Origin of the sequence: [Empedobacter] haloabium (assembly GCA_008011715.2) — a bacterium.
GTDB classification, from domain to species: domain Bacteria; phylum Pseudomonadota; class Gammaproteobacteria; order Burkholderiales; family Burkholderiaceae_D; genus Rugamonas; species Rugamonas haloabia.
Genome location: CP136508.1, coordinates 4,947,456 through 4,967,905, shown reverse-complemented (window position 1 = coordinate 4,967,905; position 20,450 = coordinate 4,947,456). Strand labels below are relative to the sequence as shown.

Annotated in this window: 15 protein-coding genes; 2 read left to right on the top strand and 13 right to left on the bottom strand. The window is 67.4% G+C overall.

From position 1 onward, the window contains the following. Positions 1–53: 53 nt before the first annotated feature. The 3 genes from E7V67_021720 to E7V67_021710 form a co-directional block, all read right to left on the bottom strand. Entirely contained in the window at positions 54–887 is an 834-nt protein-coding gene (locus E7V67_021720) for a hypothetical protein (protein ID WUR12296.1), read from the bottom strand. An 83-nt stretch (positions 888–970) separates the two neighbouring features. Next, positions 971–1,711, bottom strand: coding sequence for a hypothetical protein (locus E7V67_021715; protein ID WUR12295.1), 741 nt, complete (start codon positions 1,709–1,711; stop codon positions 971–973). Positions 1,712–1,777: 66 nt separating this feature from the next. Then, positions 1,778–3,361 (bottom strand): methyl-accepting chemotaxis protein, encoded by a 1,584-nt coding sequence (locus E7V67_021710; protein ID WUR12294.1) that lies wholly within the window; start codon positions 3,359–3,361, stop codon positions 1,778–1,780. Positions 3,362–3,534: 173 nt separating this feature from the next. Here E7V67_021710 and E7V67_021705 point away from each other — a divergent pair, with 173 nt between their 5' ends. Together E7V67_021705 and wrbA are read left to right on the top strand one after the other, a co-directional pair. After that, positions 3,535–4,308, top strand: a complete 774-nt coding sequence (locus E7V67_021705; GenBank protein ID WUR12293.1) for a GAF domain-containing protein — start codon at positions 3,535–3,537, stop codon at positions 4,306–4,308. Between the two features lie 102 nt (positions 4,309–4,410). Continuing rightward, the gene (wrbA, locus tag E7V67_021700) at positions 4,411–5,010 is read left to right on the top strand and encodes an NAD(P)H:quinone oxidoreductase (protein ID WUR12292.1); all 600 of its coding nucleotides are present in this window, start codon (positions 4,411–4,413) and stop codon (positions 5,008–5,010) included. 48 nt (positions 5,011–5,058) lie between these two features. On the opposite strand, the gene E7V67_021695 is transcribed toward wrbA, so the two are convergent. The 10 genes from E7V67_021695 to E7V67_021650 form a co-directional block, all read right to left on the bottom strand. Then, positions 5,059–8,247 carry an efflux RND transporter permease subunit gene (locus tag E7V67_021695; GenBank protein ID WUR12291.1) on the bottom strand — a complete coding sequence of 1,063 codons (3,189 nt, stop codon included), beginning with the start codon at positions 8,245–8,247 and terminating at the stop codon, positions 5,059–5,061. A 9-nt stretch (positions 8,248–8,256) separates the two neighbouring features. Further along, positions 8,257–9,414: an efflux RND transporter periplasmic adaptor subunit gene (locus E7V67_021690; protein ID WUR12290.1), complete on the bottom strand. Its 1,158-nt coding sequence runs from the start codon at positions 9,412–9,414 to the stop codon at positions 8,257–8,259. A gap of 11 nt (positions 9,415–9,425) precedes the next feature. Further along, entirely contained in the window at positions 9,426–10,850 is a 1,425-nt protein-coding gene (locus tag E7V67_021685) for an efflux transporter outer membrane subunit (protein ID WUR12289.1), read from the bottom strand. Continuing rightward, positions 10,847–11,509: a CerR family C-terminal domain-containing protein gene (locus tag E7V67_021680; GenBank protein ID WUR12288.1), complete on the bottom strand. Its 663-nt coding sequence runs from the start codon at positions 11,507–11,509 to the stop codon at positions 10,847–10,849. The genes E7V67_021685 and E7V67_021680 overlap by 4 nt, the downstream gene beginning before the upstream one ends. Before the next feature lie 68 nt (positions 11,510–11,577). Beyond that, entirely contained in the window at positions 11,578–12,663 is a 1,086-nt protein-coding gene (locus E7V67_021675) for a hypothetical protein (GenBank protein WUR12287.1), read from the bottom strand. A gap of 254 nt (positions 12,664–12,917) precedes the next feature. Continuing rightward, positions 12,918–14,276, bottom strand: coding sequence for a response regulator (locus E7V67_021670; GenBank protein WUR12286.1), 1,359 nt, complete (start codon positions 14,274–14,276; stop codon positions 12,918–12,920). A 102-nt stretch (positions 14,277–14,378) separates the two neighbouring features. Further along, positions 14,379–15,113 (bottom strand): 2OG-Fe dioxygenase family protein, encoded by a 735-nt coding sequence (locus E7V67_021665; GenBank protein ID WUR12285.1) that lies wholly within the window; start codon positions 15,111–15,113, stop codon positions 14,379–14,381. A 43-nt stretch (positions 15,114–15,156) separates the two neighbouring features. Further along, complete coding sequence (locus E7V67_021660) at positions 15,157–17,187, bottom strand: TonB-dependent receptor (GenBank protein ID WUR12284.1); 2,031 nt, start codon at positions 17,185–17,187, stop codon at positions 15,157–15,159. Positions 17,188–17,321: 134 nt separating this feature from the next. Further along, positions 17,322–17,819 (bottom strand): DUF6702 family protein, encoded by a 498-nt coding sequence (locus E7V67_021655; protein WUR12283.1) that lies wholly within the window; start codon positions 17,817–17,819, stop codon positions 17,322–17,324. Beyond that, positions 17,820–20,306 (bottom strand): M1 family metallopeptidase, encoded by a 2,487-nt coding sequence (locus E7V67_021650; GenBank protein WUR12282.1) that lies wholly within the window; start codon positions 20,304–20,306, stop codon positions 17,820–17,822. Positions 20,307–20,450: the final 144 nt, after the last annotated feature.

The window sequence follows — 20,450 nt, the reverse complement described above, 5'->3', positions numbered from 1 at the left end:
CACTTCGGGTCTATGACCCGAAGTGAGGAACCTGACCCCAGGGGTTACAACGGTCAGCTCTCGACCATGCAGTGATGCGTGCTCTCCTGGTCGTTATGCGCCTGCAGCAGCGTGACGTTGCCGGCGCCATCGAACAGCACGTTGAGCGTGCGCTTGGCGGGCATTTCGACGATCAGTCCCACGTTCTTGCCATCGTCGTTGACCGTGAAGCCTTCGCCCACGGCGTCCTTCAGGTCGAACGACGCGTCGCCGATCTTGACGACACCATTGTCGAAGGCGAAATCGAGCTTGCGGCGCACCAGCAGGTTCTTCGTATCGAGGCAGCCGATGGTCTGCTTGCGGCCTTCCAGCAATTTGGCCACCGACTGGTAGAGCGGGCGGGCGTTCAAGTTGCGGTTGGCGGTCACCGTGGTGCACGCGATGCCGGTTTCGCCTTTGCCCAGGCTCGCGCCGTTCTCCTTGCCCGACTGCAGTGACAGCGTGCCGCCCTGGCCTTCGTCCACCGCGAGGGTGGCGACGGTGCTGTACTGGCCCTTGTCGTCGCGCGAACGCATCATCATGATCGTCTTGGCGGTGTGGAGATCGACCTCGAGGCCGGAAGAGGAAACCTTGCCGTCCGCACCGACCTTGATGGTGGCGTCCATCTTGCGCGCATCCGGCAGGCGCACGCACTCGCCTTCGTAGGTGCCGGCGACCAGCGGGCCGACGAACTGCCAGTAGTCCGCCTTCGGCTCCGGCTTGGGCTCTTCCACCGGCGCTTCCGTGGCCTGCGCCTCCGCGTTCTCGGCGGCGACGCTGTCGTCCACTGCTTGCTCATGCTTCTTGCCGCAGGCGGCCAGCAGCAGGGACAGTGTCAGGGCGGAGAGCAGGGCGGTGCGACGTAGCATGGAACCTCCAGATCGGTGAGGCCCGTACGCTAGCATGGGCCAGGTCGTTCCGGTAACCCTCCCTACGGAGGGGGGCGTCGCCGTCAGTCTTCCGCGCCGCAGCCGAGTACCGGCACGCCCCGCTCGTAGGCTGCAGCGCCTTTGAGCTTGCCTCGTGCGTCGTACAACGCGGTGACCCCGCGGCCGTCGTTCAACAGGAAGCTGTACTGCATGCCGCGGCCCCTGGAGATCGCCAGGGTTTCCGTGCCAGGCTGGGTAAGGTCGAATTTACGCCGGTCCAGCTGGACGTGCCCTTGGGCCAGGCGGAAGGTGCCGGTGCGCGGCGGTTCGCCCGCGCCGTTGCGGCATTCGAAGCTGCCGGAAGCCTCCAGCAAGGGCGCCAGCGCGATGGCGAGCGCTCGTTCGTTCAGCTTCGGCACTGTTGTCACACCCTTGCAGCCCAGGGTGCGCTCGCCCGACTTGAGTGCCGCGTTGTAGCTGTCGCCCTCCGGCAGCAACAGGAAATAGGCTTCCTCGTACATGGTGCGCAGCACCACCTTGGTCCGCACGGCCTTGCCCTCGGGCCCACGCCAGAGCTCCACCAACTCGCTGTCGCGCGGGTCGAATTCGATACCGGTCGAGCGCACCATGCCATCGGCGCCTACCGCGATCGCGCCAGGGGCATCGGCAGCGCCAGGGCGCTCGCCGCAGGTGCCGGCATAGGTACCTGCGACCAGCGGCGCGATGACGGACCAGGGGCCGGGCGCGGCGGGAGCCGCGGCCGGCACGGCGGCGGGCAGGGCGCCGTGCAGCAGCAAGAGCGGTAGGGTGATGCGGCAGTGCATGCGTGGCTCCGTTTGAAAGCCAGCACCCTATCATAAGAGTTAAATTTTATGCAATCCCGTCGCCGCTCACGCGGCCAGCGCCAGCCGCGCTGGCGCGGCGGCGTCCTCCAATTGGAACGTATTGACCACCTCCGCCAGTTCGGCCGCCTGCGTCCGCAGCGCCTGCGCCGCCGCGGCGGCCTGTTCGACCAGCGCCGCGTTCTGCGACGTCATGTCGTCCAGCTGCACGATGGCCGCGTCGACGTATTCGATGTCGTCGCTCTGGGTGCGGCTGGCGTGCGAGATGTCGGCCATCAGCTGCGTCACGCGGTCGATGCTGGCGACCACGCCCTGCATCGTGTGGCCGGCCTCGCCCACCAGTTCGGTGCCGGCGCCGACCTTGCTGACGGAATCCTCGATCAGCACCTTGACCTCCTTGGCCGCGGCGGCCGAGCGGTGCGCCAGGTTGCGCACCTCCGCTGCGACGACCGCAAAGCCGCGGCCCTGGTCGCCGGCGCGCGCTGCCTCGACCGCCGCGTTCAGCGCCAGGATGTTGGTCTGGAAGGCGATGCCGTCGATGACGCCGATGATGTCGACGATCTTCTTCGACGACTCGTTGATCAGGTTCATCGTGCTGACGATGCCCTCGACGGCCATGCCGCCCTGCTGCGACACCTGCGCCGCGCTTTCGGCCACCTTGCGCGCCTCGGCGGCGTAGTCGGCGTTGCGGCGCACCGAAGCGATCAGCTGCTTCATCGACGAAGCCACCTGGGCCAGCGCGCTGGCCTGCGTCTCGGTGCGGCGCGACAGGTCCTGGTTGCCCGAGGCGATTTCGGCCGAGGTCGTCGCGATGGCGTTGGTACCGCCGCGCACGCGGCTGACGATGCCGGACAGGCTGTCGCGCATCGTGCTCATGGCCTGCAGCAGGCTGGCGGGCGCCGCCTGGGTCGTGTCCACCGCCCGATGCAGCTCGCCGCGGGCGATGCCGCGTGCCACGCTGGCCGCGTAGCGCGGCTCGCCGCCCAGTTGGCGCAGCAGGCCGCGCACGATGGCGACCCCCGTGGCGGCGCTGACCAGCGCCGCCAGGATGCCCAGCGTGACGATCCACGTCTGGGCACGGGCGGCCTGCGCGTTGGTGGCCGCGTTGGCGGCGGCGCTGCGTTGCTGCAGTTCGGCCAGCAGTACGCCGATGTCGGCGACGATCTGGCGCCGCAGCGGGCTGCATTCCTCCACCAGGAAGGTACCGAAGCGTGCCATGTCGTCGGCCGTGCGGTATTGACGCGGGCGTTCCAGCTCGCGCGCCATCTGCGTGAGGCCGGTACGCACTTTCTGGAAGGCCGCGCTGTCGTGCAGGGCCGGCTCCAGCTTGCGCAGGGCCGCCAGGTACAGCGCCTTCTGCTGGTCGACGATGTCGAGCTCGCGCCCTGCGGCGGCTGGATCGGTGAAGATGTACGCGTTGCGGGCGGCCATGCCGGTCTGGTCGAGCGCTTCGCGGGCATCGAACAGGACGTCCAGCTGGTCGCGGCGCAGCGTCTCGGCGTTGATCAGGGCGCCATCGATCATGCGTACCTGCGAGATCGCGGTGACGGCGAGCGCCAGGGTGAACAGCAGGGCCAGCGCGAAAGCAGCGTACAGCTTGGTGGCGATGCTCGCAGTGCGGAAAAAGTTCATATCGGTCTCGACACAGTGAATTTGATGAATCTGAGCGGTATGATGCCGATAAAATTGCGATAGCGCAACATAATTTGACGAAATCTGGACGTTGTTGCGTTACTTCGTCAAATAAATCAAATCTTGGCTGCAGGTCGGCAATTGTCTATACTGCCGGGACACGAAAGGCCACCATGGACAGCAACCCTGCAAGCAAGCCCAGCGACGACGATCCCATCCTGACCACCAGCGCGGCCGCGCGCCTGCTGGGCGTGGCCACGAGCACCGTGCAGTTGTGGATGGAAAGCGGCGCCATCGAATCCTGGAAGACGCCGGGCGGGCACCGCCGCACCCGCCTGAGCCGCATCGCGCGGCTGATGGAACCGGCCGCGGCGCCGCGCACCGCGACGGTAGGACAGGCCGTGGAAGCGGCGTTGTCGGCGGTGTCGCCGGCGGAGTTCCGGCCGCAGGAGGCGCCTTCCTATCCGGTGGCCGACAGCGAGGCGACCCGGCTGGTGGCCCTGGCCGCTTCCGGCCTGGTGGACAGCCCGCCGGAGGCGCGCTTCGACCGCATCGTCCGCCTGGCCTCCGCCGTGACGGGCTCGCCGATCGCGCTGATCTCTCTGCTGACGGCCCAGCGCCAGTGGTTCAAGGCGCGGGTGGGGCTGGCGGCCCAGGAGACGCCGCGCGAATGGGCCTTCTGTTCGCACGCCATCATGCAGGACGAAACGTTCGTGGTCGAAGACACGTCGGCCGACGCGCGCTTCCGCGACAATCCGCTGGTGCAGGGCGATCCGCACATCCGCTTCTATGCCGGCGTACCGCTGCGCGACAAGGCCGGCAATGCGCTGGGCACGTTGTGCGTGATCGACCGCGAGCCGCGCAAGCTGCGCGCGACCGAACTGCAAGGCTTGCTGGACCTGGCCGAGATCGCAATGGAGGAGTTGCCGGAGCCACCGGCAAGCTGACGCCGCAGGCGCCATCTCTGCCTTCTGGCGGCTGGCATTCCGGCCGCCGAGCTCCTATGCTGGAGTGCCCGCCTTCGCGGTACCCATCAAAGGAGAAGTCTCATGTCGAAAGTTCTGGTTCTGTATTACTCGTCCTACGGTCATATCGAAACCATGGCGGCGGCCGTGGCCGAAGGCGCCCGCGCCGCCGGTGCGACCGTCGATATCAAGCGCGTACCGGAGACGGTGCCGGAAGAAGTGGCGAAAAACGCGCACTTCAAGCTGGGCCAGGATGCGCCGGTGGCCACGGTGGCCGACCTCGAACACTACGACGCCATCATTCTGGGCGCGCCCACGCGCTATGGCCGCATGCCGTCGCAGATGGCCGCGTTCCTGGACCAGACCGGCGGCCTGTGGGCGCGCGGTGCCCTCAACGGCAAGGTCGGCGGTGCCTTCACGTCCACCGCCACCCAGCACGGCGGCCAGGAGCAGACGCTGTTCTCGCTGATCACCAACCTGCTGCACTTCGGCATGACGATCGTCGGCCTGCCGTACAGCTTCCAGGGCCAGATGACGCTCGACGAGGTGGTGGGCGGCAGCCCGTACGGCGCCACCACGATCGCCGGCGGCCAGGGCCAGCGCCAGCCCAGCGAACTGGATCTGGCGGGTGCGCGGCATCAGGGGGAATTGATCGCCAAGACGGCCAACAAGCTGTTCGGCTGATCGAAGGAAGAAAAAAAACGCCCGGCACATGGTGCCGGGCGTTTTGTTTTAATGATGCGTGCTGCCCAGATGCGGCACCGGATTGCCCACCGCATCGACGGCCTTGCCGTTGTTGGCGGCAGCGCCATGGCTGCCGTCGTGCGCGCCATCGTGGTCATGCGGCGGATGGCGGCGCAGCTTGCGCACCAGGCGGCCCAGCAGGTGCTCGGTGTCGTCGATGTAGGTAAATACCGCCGGCACCACCAGCAGGCTCAATAAGGTCGACGTGATCAGGCCGCCGATCACCGTGATCGCCATCGGCGAGCGGAAGCTGGGGTCGGCGCCCAGGCCCAGGGCCAGCGGCATCATGCCGGCGCCCATCGCGATGGTCGTCATCAGGATCGGGCGGCTGCGCTTGTGGCAGGCGTCGACCAGCGCGTCGAAGCGGCTCATGCCGGCCTGGCGCGCCAGGATCGCGTAGTCCACCAGCAGGATCGAGTTCTTCGTCACGATCCCCATCAGCATGATCAGGCCGATCATCGACGGCATCGACAGCGCGCGGCCCGTGATCAGCAGCGCCACGATGGCGCCGCCGATCGACAGCGGCAGCGCCGCCAGGATCGTCACCGGCTGCATGAAGTCCTTGAACAGCAGTACCAGCACGCCGTAGATGCACAGCACGCCGATGGCCATCGCGATGCCGAAGCTGGCGAACAGCGACGCCATCTCCTGCGCGTCGCCCAGCTCGGCGATGTGCACCGATGGGGGCAGGCTCTTCATCGACGGCAGCGCGCGCGCTTCCGCGTTCAGCTCACCCAGCGAGCGGTTGCCCAGTTCCACGTCCAACGTCACGTTGCGGCTGCGGTTCAGACGGTCGATCTGGGCCGGGCCGCTTTCCATCGTGATCGACGCCACGTTGGCCAGCATGACGGGGCCGTTCGTGCCGGGCACCGTCAGGCGGCCGATGGCATCGAGGTCGGCGCGCACCGCGTCCGGCAGCTTGACGCGGATCGGTACCTGGCGCTCCGGCAGGTTCATCTTGGTCAGGTCGAAGTCGTAGTCGCCCGCCGTGGCCACGCGCACCGTCTCGCCGATCGCCGCCGCCGTCACACCCAGGTCGGCCGCGCGGGCGAAGTCGGGCCGCACGATGATTTCCGGGCGCACCAGCGAGGCGCTCGAGGTGACATTGCCAATGCCCTGCAAGGTGCGCAGCTCGCGTTCCACGCGCTGCGCCGCGCCCATCAGCGCGATCGGGTCTTCCGATTGCAGCACCAGCTGCATCTTGACGCCCGTATCGGGCGGCCCCACGGTAAAGCGGGCACCCGGGATGTTCGCCAGCTTGGCGCGCAGCAGGCTGTCGATCTCCGGCATCGATTCGTCGCGGTCGGTGCGGTGCACCGTGGTGATCGTCAGCACGGCGCGGCGCGCTTCCGCTTCCGCGCCGGGCGCGAACGCGTCGCCGGAAGAACCGCCGCCGACGGAGCTGAACACGCCGACGATGCCCGGCACCTGCATCGCCGCGGCACGGGCCTGCTCGGCCACCACCTTGGTCTGCGCCAGCGTGCTGCCCGGCGGCAGTTCCAGGTTGACCTGGGTCTGGTCGCGGTCGGCCGGCGGCACGAAGCCCGTCGGCAACAGGCCCACCAGCATGATGGAGCAGACGAAGAACACGGCCGAGGCGATGGCCGTGATGCCGCGATGGTGCAGGCACCACTTCATCGTGCGCATGTAGCGCGACATGATCCAGCCGTCCTGCTCTTCCTTGTGCGGCTTCGGTTTGAGCAGGTAGGCCGCCATCATCGGCGTCAGCAGCCGCGCCACCACCAGCGAGGCCAGCACGGCCAGCACGGCGGTCCAGCCGAACTGCTTGAAGAACTTGCCGGGGATGCCGCCCATGAAGGCGGTCGGCAGGAACACGGCCACCAGCGCAAAGGTGGTGGCAATGACGGCCATGCCGATTTCGTCGGCCGCTTCCAGCGCCGCCTGCATCGGCGTCTTGCCCATGCGCAGGTGGCGCTCGATGTTCTCGATCTCGACGATGGCATCGTCCACCAGCACGCCGACGACCAGCGCCAGCGACAGCAGGGTCACCGTGTTGAGCGTGTAGCCGAACCAGTAGATGCCGAGGAAGGCCGGCATCACGGACAGCGGCAGCGCGGCGGCGGCGACCAGCGTGGCGCGCCAGTCGCGCAGAAACCACCACACCACCAGCACGGCCAGGATGGCGCCTTCATACAGCAGCTCCATCGAGCCTTCGAAGTTTTCATGCACTGGCGAAGCGTTGTCGATCGATTCCTTCAGTTCGATGTTCGGGTACTCGGCACGCAGCTTGGCGACCGCCGCGCGCGCACCGTCGGCCACCGCGGTCTCGCTGGCGCCCTTGGTGCGGAACACCTCGAACGCCACGACCGGCTTGCCGTCCTGCGTGGCGATGGCGCGCGACTCGGCAACGGTGTCGGTGACGGTGGCCACCTGGTCCAGCCGCACGTGGCGGCCGTCGCCCAGCGGGATGTCGAGCGCGGCCAGTTCCTGCGCCGATTTGACGGTGGCGATCGTGCGCACCGACTGCTCGGCGCCGCTGACGTCACCGCGGCCACCCGGGGCCTCGCGCTGCACCTGGCGCAACTGGCGCGACACGTCCAGTGCGGAAACGCGCAGCGCGGCCATGCGCGCGTCGTCCAGCTCCACGCGGATCTCGCGGTTGACGCCGCCCACGCGGCTGACCGAACCGATGCCGGGCACCGCCAGCAGGCGTTTCTGTACCGTGTTGTCGACGAACCAGGACAGGTCGGCGTCGTCCATCTTGGTGCCGCCCGTCGCACGCGCGGTGGCGACGAAGGTCAGCACCACGCGGCCGGCGGTGGAGACCTTGCTGACGATCGGGTCGCGCAGCTCGGCCGGCATGTCGGCCTTGACCCGCGTGACGGCGTCGCGCACCTCGTTCACGGCGTCCGACAGGTTTTTCTCGAGGATGAACTCGACGGTGATATTGGCGTCGCCATCGAGCACCTTGGTGTAGATGTTCTTCACGCCTTGCAGCGTGGCGACCGAGTCCTCGATCTTGCGTGCGACTTCCGTTTCCAGCTGGGCCGGCGCGGCGCCCGGCAGCGAGGCCGTGACGTTCACGATGGGCAGCTCGATATCGGGGAAGTCCTGCACCGGGTTGGCTTGGTAGGCCAGCAGACCCGCGAGCGTCAGCAGCACGAACAGCATGATCGCGGGGATGGGATTCCTGATCGACAGGGCGGAGAAATTCATCACGACTCCTTATTTGGGGGCGGTGGCGGGAGCGTTCGCCGCCACCGCGCCGGCCGGTGCGGCCACGTGCCGCACCAGGTCGCCGTCGTTGAGGAAGCCCGCGCCGCTCAGCACCACCTGGGTGTTCGCATCGATGCCGACCACCTCGATGCGGTCGCCCAGGCGCCGGCCGGTGCGGACCTTGACCTGGCTGACGCGCGAGTCGGGATTCAGGCGGAACACGTACGGGAAGCCGTCGCGCACGACCACGGCCGGCTGCGGCAAGGTCAGGGCGTCCGACTTGCCCAGTTCGAACTGGCCGGTGGCGAACATGCCGGCCTTGAACGGCGCGTCGCGGTTCAGGTCCGGCGGCAGGTCCACGTAGACCAGGGCGGAACGGGTCTGCGGATCGACGGTCGGCGCGATCATGCGCACCTTGCCCGTCAGCTCGCTGCCGTTGGCGGCCTTGACGCGCACCGGGCCGCCGATGCGGATGTTCTTCAGGTCCGCCGCCGTGACCTCGGCGCGCCATTCCAGGCGGCCCTGGCGGATCATCTTGAACAGCTCCGTGCCGGCGCCGACGACGGAGCCGACGGTGGCGCTGCGCGCCGAAATCACGCCGGCGTCTGGGGCCACCACCTGGGTATACTTCAGGCGCAACTGCTGCGCCGCCAGCACGGCGCGGGCCGATTCGATGCGGGCCTTGGCGGTCTGCTCGGCCGTCAGGTACTGGCTGATCTGCTGTTCCGACAGCGCGCCGCTGGCCTGCACCGCACGGGCGCGGCGCGCATCCGCCTGCGCCTCGGCCGCATTGGCCTGGGCCTCGGCCAGCGCAGCCTTGGCCTGCGCCACTTCGGCGTTGACGGTATCGGCCGAGAACACGGCCAGCACTTCGCCTTTCTTGACGACGTCGCCCACGTTGACGCGCACCTCGGTCAGGCGCAGGCCGTTCGATTCGTTGCCGATCACCGCTTCCTGCCAGGCGGCGACGTTGCCGTTGGCCGCCAGCTGCAGCGGCAGCGAGGCGGTGGCGGGGCGGATCGTGGTGACGGTCAGCGCCGGGGTCTGGGCCGGCTTCTTTTCTTCCTTGGCCGCCGAGGCGTTGTGCATCAGCGTCATGCCGACGCCGCCGAACGTGCAGACGGCCGCCACGGCCAGGGCAATCGATTTGGTCTTCATCTTCTTCATATGCTTGTCCATTATGGTTGGGCGGGGCGGCTCCAGCCGCCGCCGGCCGCGCGGTACAGGGCGATCCAGGCGGCGCTGCGCTCGCGCTGCAGGCTGACCATCGCGTTCTCGGCCGCCAGGCGGGTGCGGCGCGCATCTTCCAGCTCCAGGAGGCTCGCCATGCCGTTCTTGTAGCGCTCTTCCGTCGCCACGAAGGCGCTGCGGTAGCCTTCCAGCGCCGTGCGCGCGTCGCCCGCGCGTTCGTCCGTGCTTTGCAGGTTGACCAGGGCTTCCTCCACCTCGCGCACGGCCTGGCGCACGGTGCCCCGATAGCTGCTGACAGCCGCTTCGTAGCGTTCCTGCGCGGCCGCCACGTTGGCGCGGCGGGTGCCGGCATCGAACAGGGGCAGCGTCATTTGCACCGGGCCGATGTTCCAGGTGTTGGCCGTGACGTTCTCGCCGCCCGCATGCACGCGGCCGCGGCCGACGGCGCCGGCCAGGGTCAGGCGCGGGAAGCGCTGGGCGCGGGCGCCGGCCACTTCGAAGCTGGCGGCGGCCACTTCGCGTTCGGCCGTGAACACGTCCGGCCGCTGCGCCAGCGTCTGCGCCGGCAGTTCGGCCAGCGCGATGCCCTGGGCTGGCGACAGCGCGGCCAGGGAATCGGTCAACGAGTCGCCTTGCGCGGCGCCGGCCAGGCGGCTGCGCAGCTGCGGCTCGTCGATGGCGGTCAAGGCCACCAGCGCCTTGACGTTGACGTCGCACTGGGCCCGCTGGGCGATGGCACGGCTGTTCGCTTCGGCCGCGCTGGCGCGCGCCTGCGCCGACGTGGCGGGCGCCTGGAAGCCGGCCTTCGCGGTCAGCTCGGTCAGCCGGGCCGTGTCGGCGCGCGAGCGCGCATCCTGCTGTGCCACCGCCAGCAGCTGTTCGCAGGCGCGCAGGCCGTAGTATTCGTTGGCCGTTTCGGCCGCCACCGACACGCGGGCGTCATGCCAACCCGCTTGCGCGCTGTCCAGGCGGGCCTGGGCGGCATCGCGCGCGGCGCGGTTGGCGCCGAACAGGTCGATCTCCCAGGTGGCTTGCGCGTACACCTGCGACGTGGTGCTCGATGGCACCGAAGCCTGTTGCTGGCTGGTGCGGCTCGAGGTGGCCACGCCATCGATGGCTGGCACCAGCGCGGCGCCGGCCGCCGTGCGTTCGGCACGGGCCTGGCCGATGCGCGAGCGCGCCGTGGCCACGGTCGGGCTGACCTGCTGCGCCGCTTCGATCAACTGCGCCAGCACCGGATCGCCCTGTCCGCGCCACCAGTCGGACAAGGCGGCCGTGCTGCCGCCGTGCGGCAGCGGCGCCTGCCACTGCGCGGGCGCCTGGTCCGGCACCTGCCGCGCGGGACCCGTCAGGCCGCACCCCGTCAGTGCGAGGGCCATGGCAACGGCCACCGCACACAATCTCTTCCTCATGCTGCTCCTTTCTGTCGTTTTTCTTGTTCCGCCAGCACGATCGCTTCCGCGTAGCCGGCCAGTTTCGGGATCCATTCGCGCAGCGCATCGGGCGCCGCCAGCAACTGCGGCGTCAGCGCCTCGATCACGTCCGCCCCGATCATGAGATGCACGCCCAGGCTGGCGCACGCGTGCACCAGTCGGTGTACCTCGTCGTCGACGGGCACGCCCAGGTGGCGCGCCAGCACGGCGGCAAACGCCATGTGCTCGGCGCGGATGCCGGTGTTGATCTCCTGGGCCCACACGCCGCGCGGTTCGAGCACCTCGCGCAGCCACAGGCGCATGCACAGCTCGGCCTCTTCGCCTTCGAGCAGGGGACCGAGCAACTGGGCGTAATAGCCTTCCAACGCCTGGCGCAGGGTGAAGTCGGGCCGGTCGAACATCTCGATGTTCTTCTGCGGCGGCGGCAGGAAGTCGGTCAGGGCGGCCTTGTATAGGCCGGCCTTGTCGCCGAAGTAGTAGCTGATGGCGGCCACGTTGGCACCGGCGGCCAGTGCGATCTCGCGGGTGGAGGTGCGGGCGAAGCCCTGTTCGGCGAACAGCTTCATGGCGGCCAGCAGCAGGCGCTCGCGCGACTGCTCGCCATCCGCGCGGGATTTGCGTATCGGTTTCTCAATCATTGCGAGATTACATCACAGAAATCAAACAATTGATATAAGTAAAGCGATTGTTTAAAGATGTGTTTTGCTTATCGGTATGTGACGGGCGCGGCCTTTGCCCGCGCCATGTCGTTGAACAGCCACAGGTATTCGTCCTGCAACTGGCGCACGCGCGCCGGCTCAGGCGCGATGGCGATGGCGGGATAGATGTTTTCAAGGCCGGGCACCCAATGCTGGAACCGCGTCGTGTCCTCGCCGTTGCGGCTGGTCCAGCGGTTCAGGTGGTAGTACAGCGCCTGGCCGCGGCTGTCGATGACGATCGTTTCCGACAGGTCGTCATGCGGTTGCCGCCACCTCAGCTGGATCAGCATGCCGTCGCGATCGACGAGGATGCGGGCCGCGCGCTCGTGCAGTGCGCTGTCCTGGGCGCGGATGCCGACGCAGCGGGCGCGCGTGCCATGGGTCAGCTTGCCGTAATGATCGCGCAGGGTTGGCCAGGCCGCCGCCGCCGTGGCCTTGAGCGTTTCCGAATAGCCGGCTTCGCACAGGTCCCAGGCGCTCATGTCGAGACCCAGCCGCGAGCGGTCCACGACGATATCGTTCGTCGCGCCGGTGTAGGCCAGCGGGGCGTCCTCGATGCGCAAAATGCCGAGCTCGTGCACCGCCGTGGCCGGCGTGTCCTCGTAGGCCAGCGTGGCGGACGATTGCAGCCCCAGCGCCGGATCGTCCACGCGTACCGTATGGATGACATCGGAGCCCGGGCGCCGGTAGGCGGCGACGCCGTTGCCCGGACGGCGCTCCGTTACGCCGAACTGGGCATCGCCCAGCCAGATCGTGGCGAGGCGGTAGTCGCCCGGGCCGGCAAGGCGCTTGTGCATGGTCACGGCCGGGCCAGCCGCGTGCAGCTTTTCGGAAATACTGTCCGCGCTTTTCCTGCAGTCGCTTCCGCCCCACACGGGAATTTTCGGCGCGCCGCGGCAGAACTCGCGCAGCGGCACACCCTTGTCGCCCGGCCGCGCGGCCCGGTAGTCGAATGCGATTTCGCCCGCCGGCAGTGCCGGTTCGACCAGCAGGCGGACCGGGTCAAGGCCTTGTTGGGCCGCGGTCTTCCAGGCGGCCGAGGCGCCGGTGGCGCAGCAGAGGGCGGCAAGCGACAACGTCGTGCGCAGGAGCATAATGGTCCGATCTGTTATCAGATTGTAATCGACCGGCATTATACGGGCGGCGGGGATGCGCAAGGGGCAAAAAAAATGCCCGCAAGCCATTGGCTGCGGGCAAATTCCAATTGTTCGGAGAACGCTTGGAGGAGACGGTTCAACTATAGCGCCGATTATGTTGCGCTGCAATACCGTAGTTCTACCGTGCGCCACTTTTTTTCGCGTTTCCGCAGCCCCGGCGCCACATTGTCAAATGTGCACTTGCAACAAAGTCATGCCGGTTTGGCCGCCATCGCGAGCGTAAATACACTGCCCTTGCCGAATTCGCTGGTGAAGTACAGCGACCCGCCCAGGAGGTTCGACAGGTTCTGGCACAGGTACAGCCCCAGCCCGGCGCCCTCGGCATGGCGGGTGGAGGTGGAGTCCAGTTGCGAGAACGCCTGGAACAGCTTGGCCTGGTCCTCCTCGCGGATGCCGGCGCCGCTGTCGGCCACGGAAAACTCGACAGTACGCTTGCCGTCGTCCGCCGTGCGCAATCCCAGGCTGATCTTCACGTGACCTTTTTCGGTGAACTTGATGGCGTTGTTGGCCAGGTTGATCAGCACCTGGGTCAGCGCGCGGCGGTCCGTGTCCAGCGTGATCGGCTGCTCGTCCAGCACCACTTCCAGTGCCAGTCCCTTCTGCGTGGCGAGCGGCCGCAAGGTCTCGGCCACCTCGCGCACCAGGTCCTGGCACTGCACCGGCTCGATCGACAGCGTAACCTTCCCGGCCTCGATCTTGGCAACGTCGAGGATATCGTTGATCAGCGAGAGCAGGTGGCGTGCGCTGGAACGTATCGTGTTGAGCTGCTTGTCCTGCTCCGGCGTCAGCGGGCCGGGGAGCTTCATCAGCAGCGCGCCCGTGAAGCCGATGATGGCGTTCAGCGGCGTGCGCAGCTCATGCGACATATTGGCAATGAAGGCGGACTTCATCCGGCTCGCCTCGGCCAGCTCCAGGTTCTTCAGTGCGATCTCGCGGTTGATCGTTTCCAGCTGGCCGGCATGGTGGGCCAGGCGCATGTTCAGTTCGATCACCTGGCGCTCGCGCGCCTGCAGCTCGCTGTTGACCTGCACTGCCTGTTCGTAGGTCGAGATCAACAGGTCGAGGATCTGCTGGCGCTCGGCGTTGATGAAGTGCTTCTGCTCGCCCAGGTAGAGGGCGATGCCGACCTCCATGTTCTGGTTCTTGCGCAGCTTCTGGTTGACCAGCATGTGGCCGATCCGGTTGAGCAGGTAGTCTTCCGCGTACGGCTTGCGGATGAAATTGTCGGCGCCGCACTCGATGCCGCGGATGATGTCCTTCGGGTCGTTCAGCGACGTGACGAGGATGACCGGGATGTCGCGCAGCCCGGCATCGGACTTGATGGCGCGGCACAGGTCATAGCCGTCCATTTCCGGCATGACGATATCGGACAGCACCAGGTGCGGCTTGCGCTCGTGGATCGCTTCCAGCGCCAGGCGGCCATTGCCCGCCACGCGGGCGCGGTATTTGACGGACTGGATCAGGCGGCGCAGGCGCTCGGCCTGCGTCGGGCTGTCCTCGACGATGAGGATCTCGATCTCGCCCGGTTCGATTTCATAGCTGGAGTCCACTCCGCTGCTCCTACTGGCTGGTTGCGTTTGACTATATCGGATTTGCCGCGCCAGCGGCGCCCGCGCTTGTGCACGCGCAGCTTGCACGGTGCATGTCGCGCCTTACTGCTCGCCCTGGAACGCGCCGGCGCGGTAGGTCAGCACGAGGGTGTCGCGGTAACCGTGCTCGCCCAGCGGCTGGATCGGCGTCGATTCGTGGATGACGGCGGCGTCGTCCAGCAGCAGCAGGGTCCATGGCTCGGTCATCGTGAAGCGCTTGCCGTTCGGCCCATCGGCCTCGAACACGCGCGTCTCGCCGCCCTTGATGCCGTGCCGGCCCACCAGCAGCACGGCCACGTAGTCGACGCCGTCGCGGTGCGCGCCTTCCGGCGTGGGCCGGCCGATGCCGTCGGCCGTGTCGATGCGGAACTGATGGGCTTCCACGTACCAGGTGCGCTCGCCGCGCACGGCGGAGCAGACCCGCCCCAGCGCTGTCAGGAGGCCCTGCCAGCCCGGCTGTTCGATGGTGGCCGGCTGCACCGGCGCGAACATGCGGTGCATGCCGCCGTGCAGGGCATTGTATTCGACCGGCTGCCAGTGCGCCCGATGCGCGGTCTGCGCCAGCACGTCGCCTTCCTGCACGAAGCAGGAGTGGCGGCGGCGCCGGTAGCGGCCGCCGTCCTTCAGGTAATTGTCCAGTTCCAGCGTGTCCCACGTGGACGCCAGTGCTTCCAGCTGCGCCAGCGGCGTGCCCGCGAGCGCCGCGACATCGGCGGGCGCCAGCAGCGCATAACCTTGCGTGCGCAGGGCCGTGCTGACTTGTTCGAGGGGCGTGAAGGCGGGTGCGGCGGCGGACATGGCAGGACTCGGGAAATAGTAGATTCCCTATTGTACGACTTCGCTAGAAGCTGTGGGTCAGGGTCAGCCGCAGCGACCGCGCCTCGATTGGATGGAAGTGGACATCGTCGACGGCCTGCGCCTCGTCGCGCAGCCGCGATGCATAGTAATACTCGATGGCGGCGGCGCGCCGGTTGGCCAGGTTGAACGCTTCCAGCTCCAGCCGCGTGGCGCGATCGAGCCGGTAGCCGATGCGGCCGTTGACGGTGGCGCTGGCGCGCGAGCGCACGCTGTTGTCTTCGATGAGCGGGCGCGGGCCGAACCAGCGCAGGCGCAATGCGCCCGACCAGGGACCGCCTGGCGTGAACGTCGCGGCCAGTTGCGCCACGCCTTCGACGGCGCCCGGAATGTGCTTGCCGGCGCTGTCCGCATCGCGATAGCGGCCGCGCGCATAGGCCAGGTCGGCATCGAGGCTGAGCCATTTGAACGGCCTGTAATAATTCGAGAACTCGATGCCGTGGCGGCGGCTGGGCCGGCCCGCCTCGGTGGTGCCGGCGTCGCCGACGAATACCAGCTCGGAATCGAAGTCGAGACGGTAGACCGACAGCGTCGTCTGCAGGCCGGGCAGCCACTCGCTGCGCAGGCCCAGGTCGAGTCCGCGCGAGCGGGCCAGTGGCGTTACCCTGTCGGCCGGCTCGCCGGTCTTCGGATCGGTGGCGATGACGGTGCCGCGCGCGTCGTTGCTGTGGAAGCCGCGGCCGGCATTGACGTACACCTCCGTCTGGGCCCAGGGGCCCAGCACGAGGCCGAGGCTGGGACTGAACAAATTTTCGTCGGCCCGGCCCGAGTTCTCAAGCCGGTCGCTCGTCACGTCGAAGCGGTAGCGGTCCGCGCGCAGCCCCGCCACCGTGCGCAAGGCCGGCGTCCAGCGCGTGTGGTTCTCGATGAACAGCGCAGCCGAGGATTCGACGATATGGTCCTGCCGGATCGCGCCCAGGGTTTGGCGCGCCGCCGTGCGCAGCAGCCCGTTGTGGATATTGTCGTTCTGGAGCTGCAGGCCGACGGTGGTGGAGCTCAGCACGTCGCCCATGTGCACGTGCCAGCCGTGCCGTGCGTCCAGTCCGGCAGTGACGCGCCGGTCCGGCTGGGCGAACTGGTCGCCGTTGACGGGATCGTCGAGAAAATAGGTGAAGTTCGAGTACAAGTCGAGGCGGTTGGCGATCACGTAGGCCGAGATCTTCGAGGCGCGGTCGTCGGCCGTGCGGCGCCACGCGCCGGACAGGCTGTAACGGTGCGCGCTGCCGCCGTCCGTCGTGTCGATGGTGTCGAAGCGGCCAAGCGTGCCGCTGGCCACGGCGCGCTGCGGGATCTGGTCGGTGGCGTTCCAGTGCGCGCGGTACGCCATCGCCGCCACGTGCCAGCCGTTGTTGGCATAGCCCTCGCTGTAGCGCAGCACGGCGTTCAGCTTGCGGTAGCCGTCGCCGCGCGTGAAGGGCCCGTCGTTGTGCAGGGCTTCCAGCGCATACAGCAGGCTGCCGCGGCCCAGCGCGGGCGAGCCGGCCAGCAGCGCGCGCCGGTAGCCGTCCTGGCCCAGCGTGACGGCGGCCTGGCTGCGCGGCAGGCGGTTGGCATACGTGATCTCGGTCGCGCCGGCCGAGGAGAAATCGCCATTGGCGGCGCTGTACGGCCCCTTGCTGTAATCGAGTCGGGCGGCCAGTTCGGGGATGACGAAGTTCAGGTCCGTCCAGCCCTGGCCGTGGCCATGGCTGCGCTGGTTGACGGGCATGTCGTCCACCGTCGTGCGCAGGTCGGTACCGTGGTCGAGGTTGAAGCCGCGCAGGTAGAACTGGTTGGCCTTGCCCTCGCCGCTGTGCTGGCTGACGACCAGCCCCGGAGTCGCTTCCAGCAGCTCGCCGGGGCGGTAGCTGGTGCGCGCCTGCAGCTGGCGCTGGGTGACGGTGCCGTCGGCGGCGGAGTCGGCGATGCCCAGTTGCGAGGTGCGCGAGGCGTCGACCAGCACGCGCTGGAGGACGATGTCGTCGGCGTGGGCGGGGAGGGCGAGCAGGGCGAGGCTGAAAAGAGGAGTACGTGGCATGGGAAGCGGTTGGGGTCTGTCCCTGCAAGGGACTGACCCCGAAGTTTGTTGGCATTGCGGCGGATCTGGCTGACTTCAGGGGCAGTCCCCTGCGGGGCGGTACGGCGACCCGGCAGCCCATTATCATCCATGCATCAAGGGATGGCTTGTTCGCGCTGCGCGGCGGTAAAGGTCAGCGTCACCGCGGCCCGGCCGGCGTTCGCGCCCACGTTGACGGTATTGACCTGGGTAGCGATAAAGTCCGTCAGCACGCCATCGACGATGACGGCGCCGGCCGGCAGCGCCGTTTTGTCGATCTGCTGGAACAGGGTGATCGTATCGGCACTGGCCTTGACGCCCACCCACTGCAGCGGCAAGCGCTTGCCGCCGGCACTGATCGTGAACTGCCGCTCGATGTACTGGCGCAGCGCGTCCTGGTCTTCTTCCAGCTCCAGGTCGAACGAACGGCCGTACAGGTTGGCCAGCAGCGCCTCGATGTCGTGCGCCGTGTACGTGTGGATCACTTCGGTGTTGCCGGTGGCGGCGTTGTAGCCGATGTCCGCCATGCCCATGTGGTAGTTGTGGGCCTGCGCGGCACCGGTGCAGCACAGCGCCAGTGCCGCACTGGCGGCCAGGTGTCGCAGGGAGCGCATCTACTGCTTGCCCGCCGGCTTTTGCGGCTGCTGCTCGGCCTCCTGCTTGGCGGCCGCGCCATTCGCCGGCGGTACGGCGGGCTTGGCCTCAGGCTTGCCGTCGGGCTTTGCGTCTTCCTTGCCTTCCTTCTCGTCGGTCTTCAACTTGGTGTTGAAGTCCTTCATCATGTCCGGCGCCTTGCGTTCGGCCTTGAACAGCTCCAGGCGCGACGGCACCGCCTTGCGCGGCCAGCTGTTGTTGCTGGTGTCGATATCGGCCGTTTCCCAGTACGGGTCCTGGGTCAGCGCCGTCATCGGCTCGTCCGTCACCAGCAGCTTGGTGATCTTCTGCGGCGAGTAGCGCCATACCTCGGCCGGCACGCGCTCGATGGTTTTTTTGCCGGACTTCAGCGTGATCTCCAGGATCAGCGGCATCACCAGGCCACCCTTGTTGGTGAAGTCGACCAGGTACAGGTATTTGCCCTGCGCCAGCAGCTCCTTCTGCCATGGCTCCAGTTCCGCCATCGCTTCCTTGTACTTGTTGCGGTCCGCGTTGGTGACGGTGAATTCGTCGTGCTCGTTGTAGAAGTCGCGCAGTTCCGGCTGGGTGTCGATACGGCGCGGCATCGACGCGTTGCGCTGGTCCGTGATCGAGACCGGTTCCTCGGCCTTGCGCGCCTTGGCCCAGGCCTTTTCCACCTCCGGGTTCCTGGTGTCGACGGTGAATTCGCTGATGTTGTCCAGGCTGATGTCGACAGCATCGGTCGTATAGAACCAGCCGCGCCAGAACCAGTCGAGGTCCGTGCCGGACGCGTCCTCCATCGTGCGGAAGAAGTCCGCCGGGGTGGGGCGCTTGAATTTCCAGCGCCGCGCGTATTCGCGGAAGGCGTGGTCGAACAGCTCGCGGCCCAGGATCGTCTCGCGCAGGATGTTCAGCGCCGTCGCCGGCTTGGCATACGCGTTGTTGCCGAACTGGAGCAGCGATTCGGAGTTCGTCATGATGGGCACCTGGCTGGCCGAGCGCATGTAGCCGACGATGTCGCGCGGGTCGCCGCGGCCGATCGGGAAGTCCTTCTCCCACGCCTGCACGGCCAGGTATTCGACGAAGGAATTCAGGCCCTCGTCCATCCAGGTCCACTGGCGCTCGTCCGAATTGACGATCATCGGGAAGTAGTTGTGGCCCACCTCGTGCACGATGACGGCGATCAGGCCGTACTTGGTGCGCTTCGAATAGGTCAGCTCACCGGTCTTCTTGTCCTTGGTCGGGCGCGGGCCGTTAAAGGAGATCATTGGGTATTCCATGCCGCCCACCGGGCCGTTGACGGAAATCGCCGTTGGGTAAGGGTAGTCGAAGCTGTACTTGTTGTACTGCTCGATGGTATGGATGATCGACGCGGTGGAGTACTTCTCCCACAGCGGGTTGCCTTCCTTCGGGTAGTACGACATGGCCAGCACGTTGGTGCCGTCTTTTTTATAGCCCTGCGCGTCCCAGATGAACTTGCGGCTGGAGGCCCAGGCGAAGTCGCGCACGTTCTTCGCCTTGAAGTGCCAGGTCTTGGTGGCCTTGCTGACGGATTTTTCGGCCGCTTCCGCTTCCGCCTGCGTGACGATGATGACGGGCTTCTTCGCCGTTTTCGCCTGCTCCAGGCGCTGGCGCTGCGTTGCCGTCAGCACGTCGCCCGGGTTCTGCAGCTCCCCCGTGGAGGCGACGATGTGATCGGCCGGCACCGTGATCTTGACGTCGTAGTCGCCGAATTCCAGCGTGAACTCGCCCGAGCCGAGGAACTGCTTGTGCTGCCAGCCCGCCACGTCGTAGTAGGCGGCCATGCGCGGGTGCCATTGGGCGATCTCGAACAGGGTGTTCTTGTCTTCCTCGAAGTACTCGTAGCCGGAGCGGCCGCCCAGCACCTTCTGCTCATTGATCTTGTAGGTCCACTCCATGCCGAACGAGACGCGCTCGCCCGGTTTCAACGGCGTGGGCAGGTCGATGCGCATCATCGTGCCGTTGATGACGTGTTTCAGTGGCGCGCCATTGGCCGACCTGACGTTGGCGATCTTGAACCCGCCGTCGAAATCGCGTCCCACCAGGGTATTGCGCAGCCCTTCGTATTTCGCGCCTTCCTCGCCGCGCGGCTTCATCCAGGCCTCGCGCGACGGCGCGGTCTGCACGCGGCGCGCGTCCGAGTCGCTCTTGTAGATGTTCTGGTCCAGCTGCAGCCACAGGTAGGTCAGCGTGTCGGGCGAGTTGTTGTGGTAGGTGACCTGTTCGCTGCCGCTGACGGCGCGGTTCGCTTCGTCCAGGGTGGCGCGGATCGTGTAGTCGGCGCGCTGCTGCCAGTACTGGTGGCCGGGCGCGCCCGAGGCCGTGCGGTAGGGCGTCGCGGTCGGCAGCAGTTCGTCGAGCTGGCGGAACTTGTCGTCGAATTTTTCCGCCGGGGCGGCGAAGGACGCGGCGCACAGCGACGTGCACAGCAGGAAGGTGGCGAGACTGGTTGGCGAGCGCTTCATCGGACCCCTGGCTTATTGGTTTTCAGGAAATATCCGGGGTATTCTAAGCGGACGTTACATGTCGTGCGGCAAGTCGTTTTGTAAATATTTTGAAACATTGCCGGAAGCGGACGTCCGCCGCGGGCGGCGGCGGCGGGCCCGTTT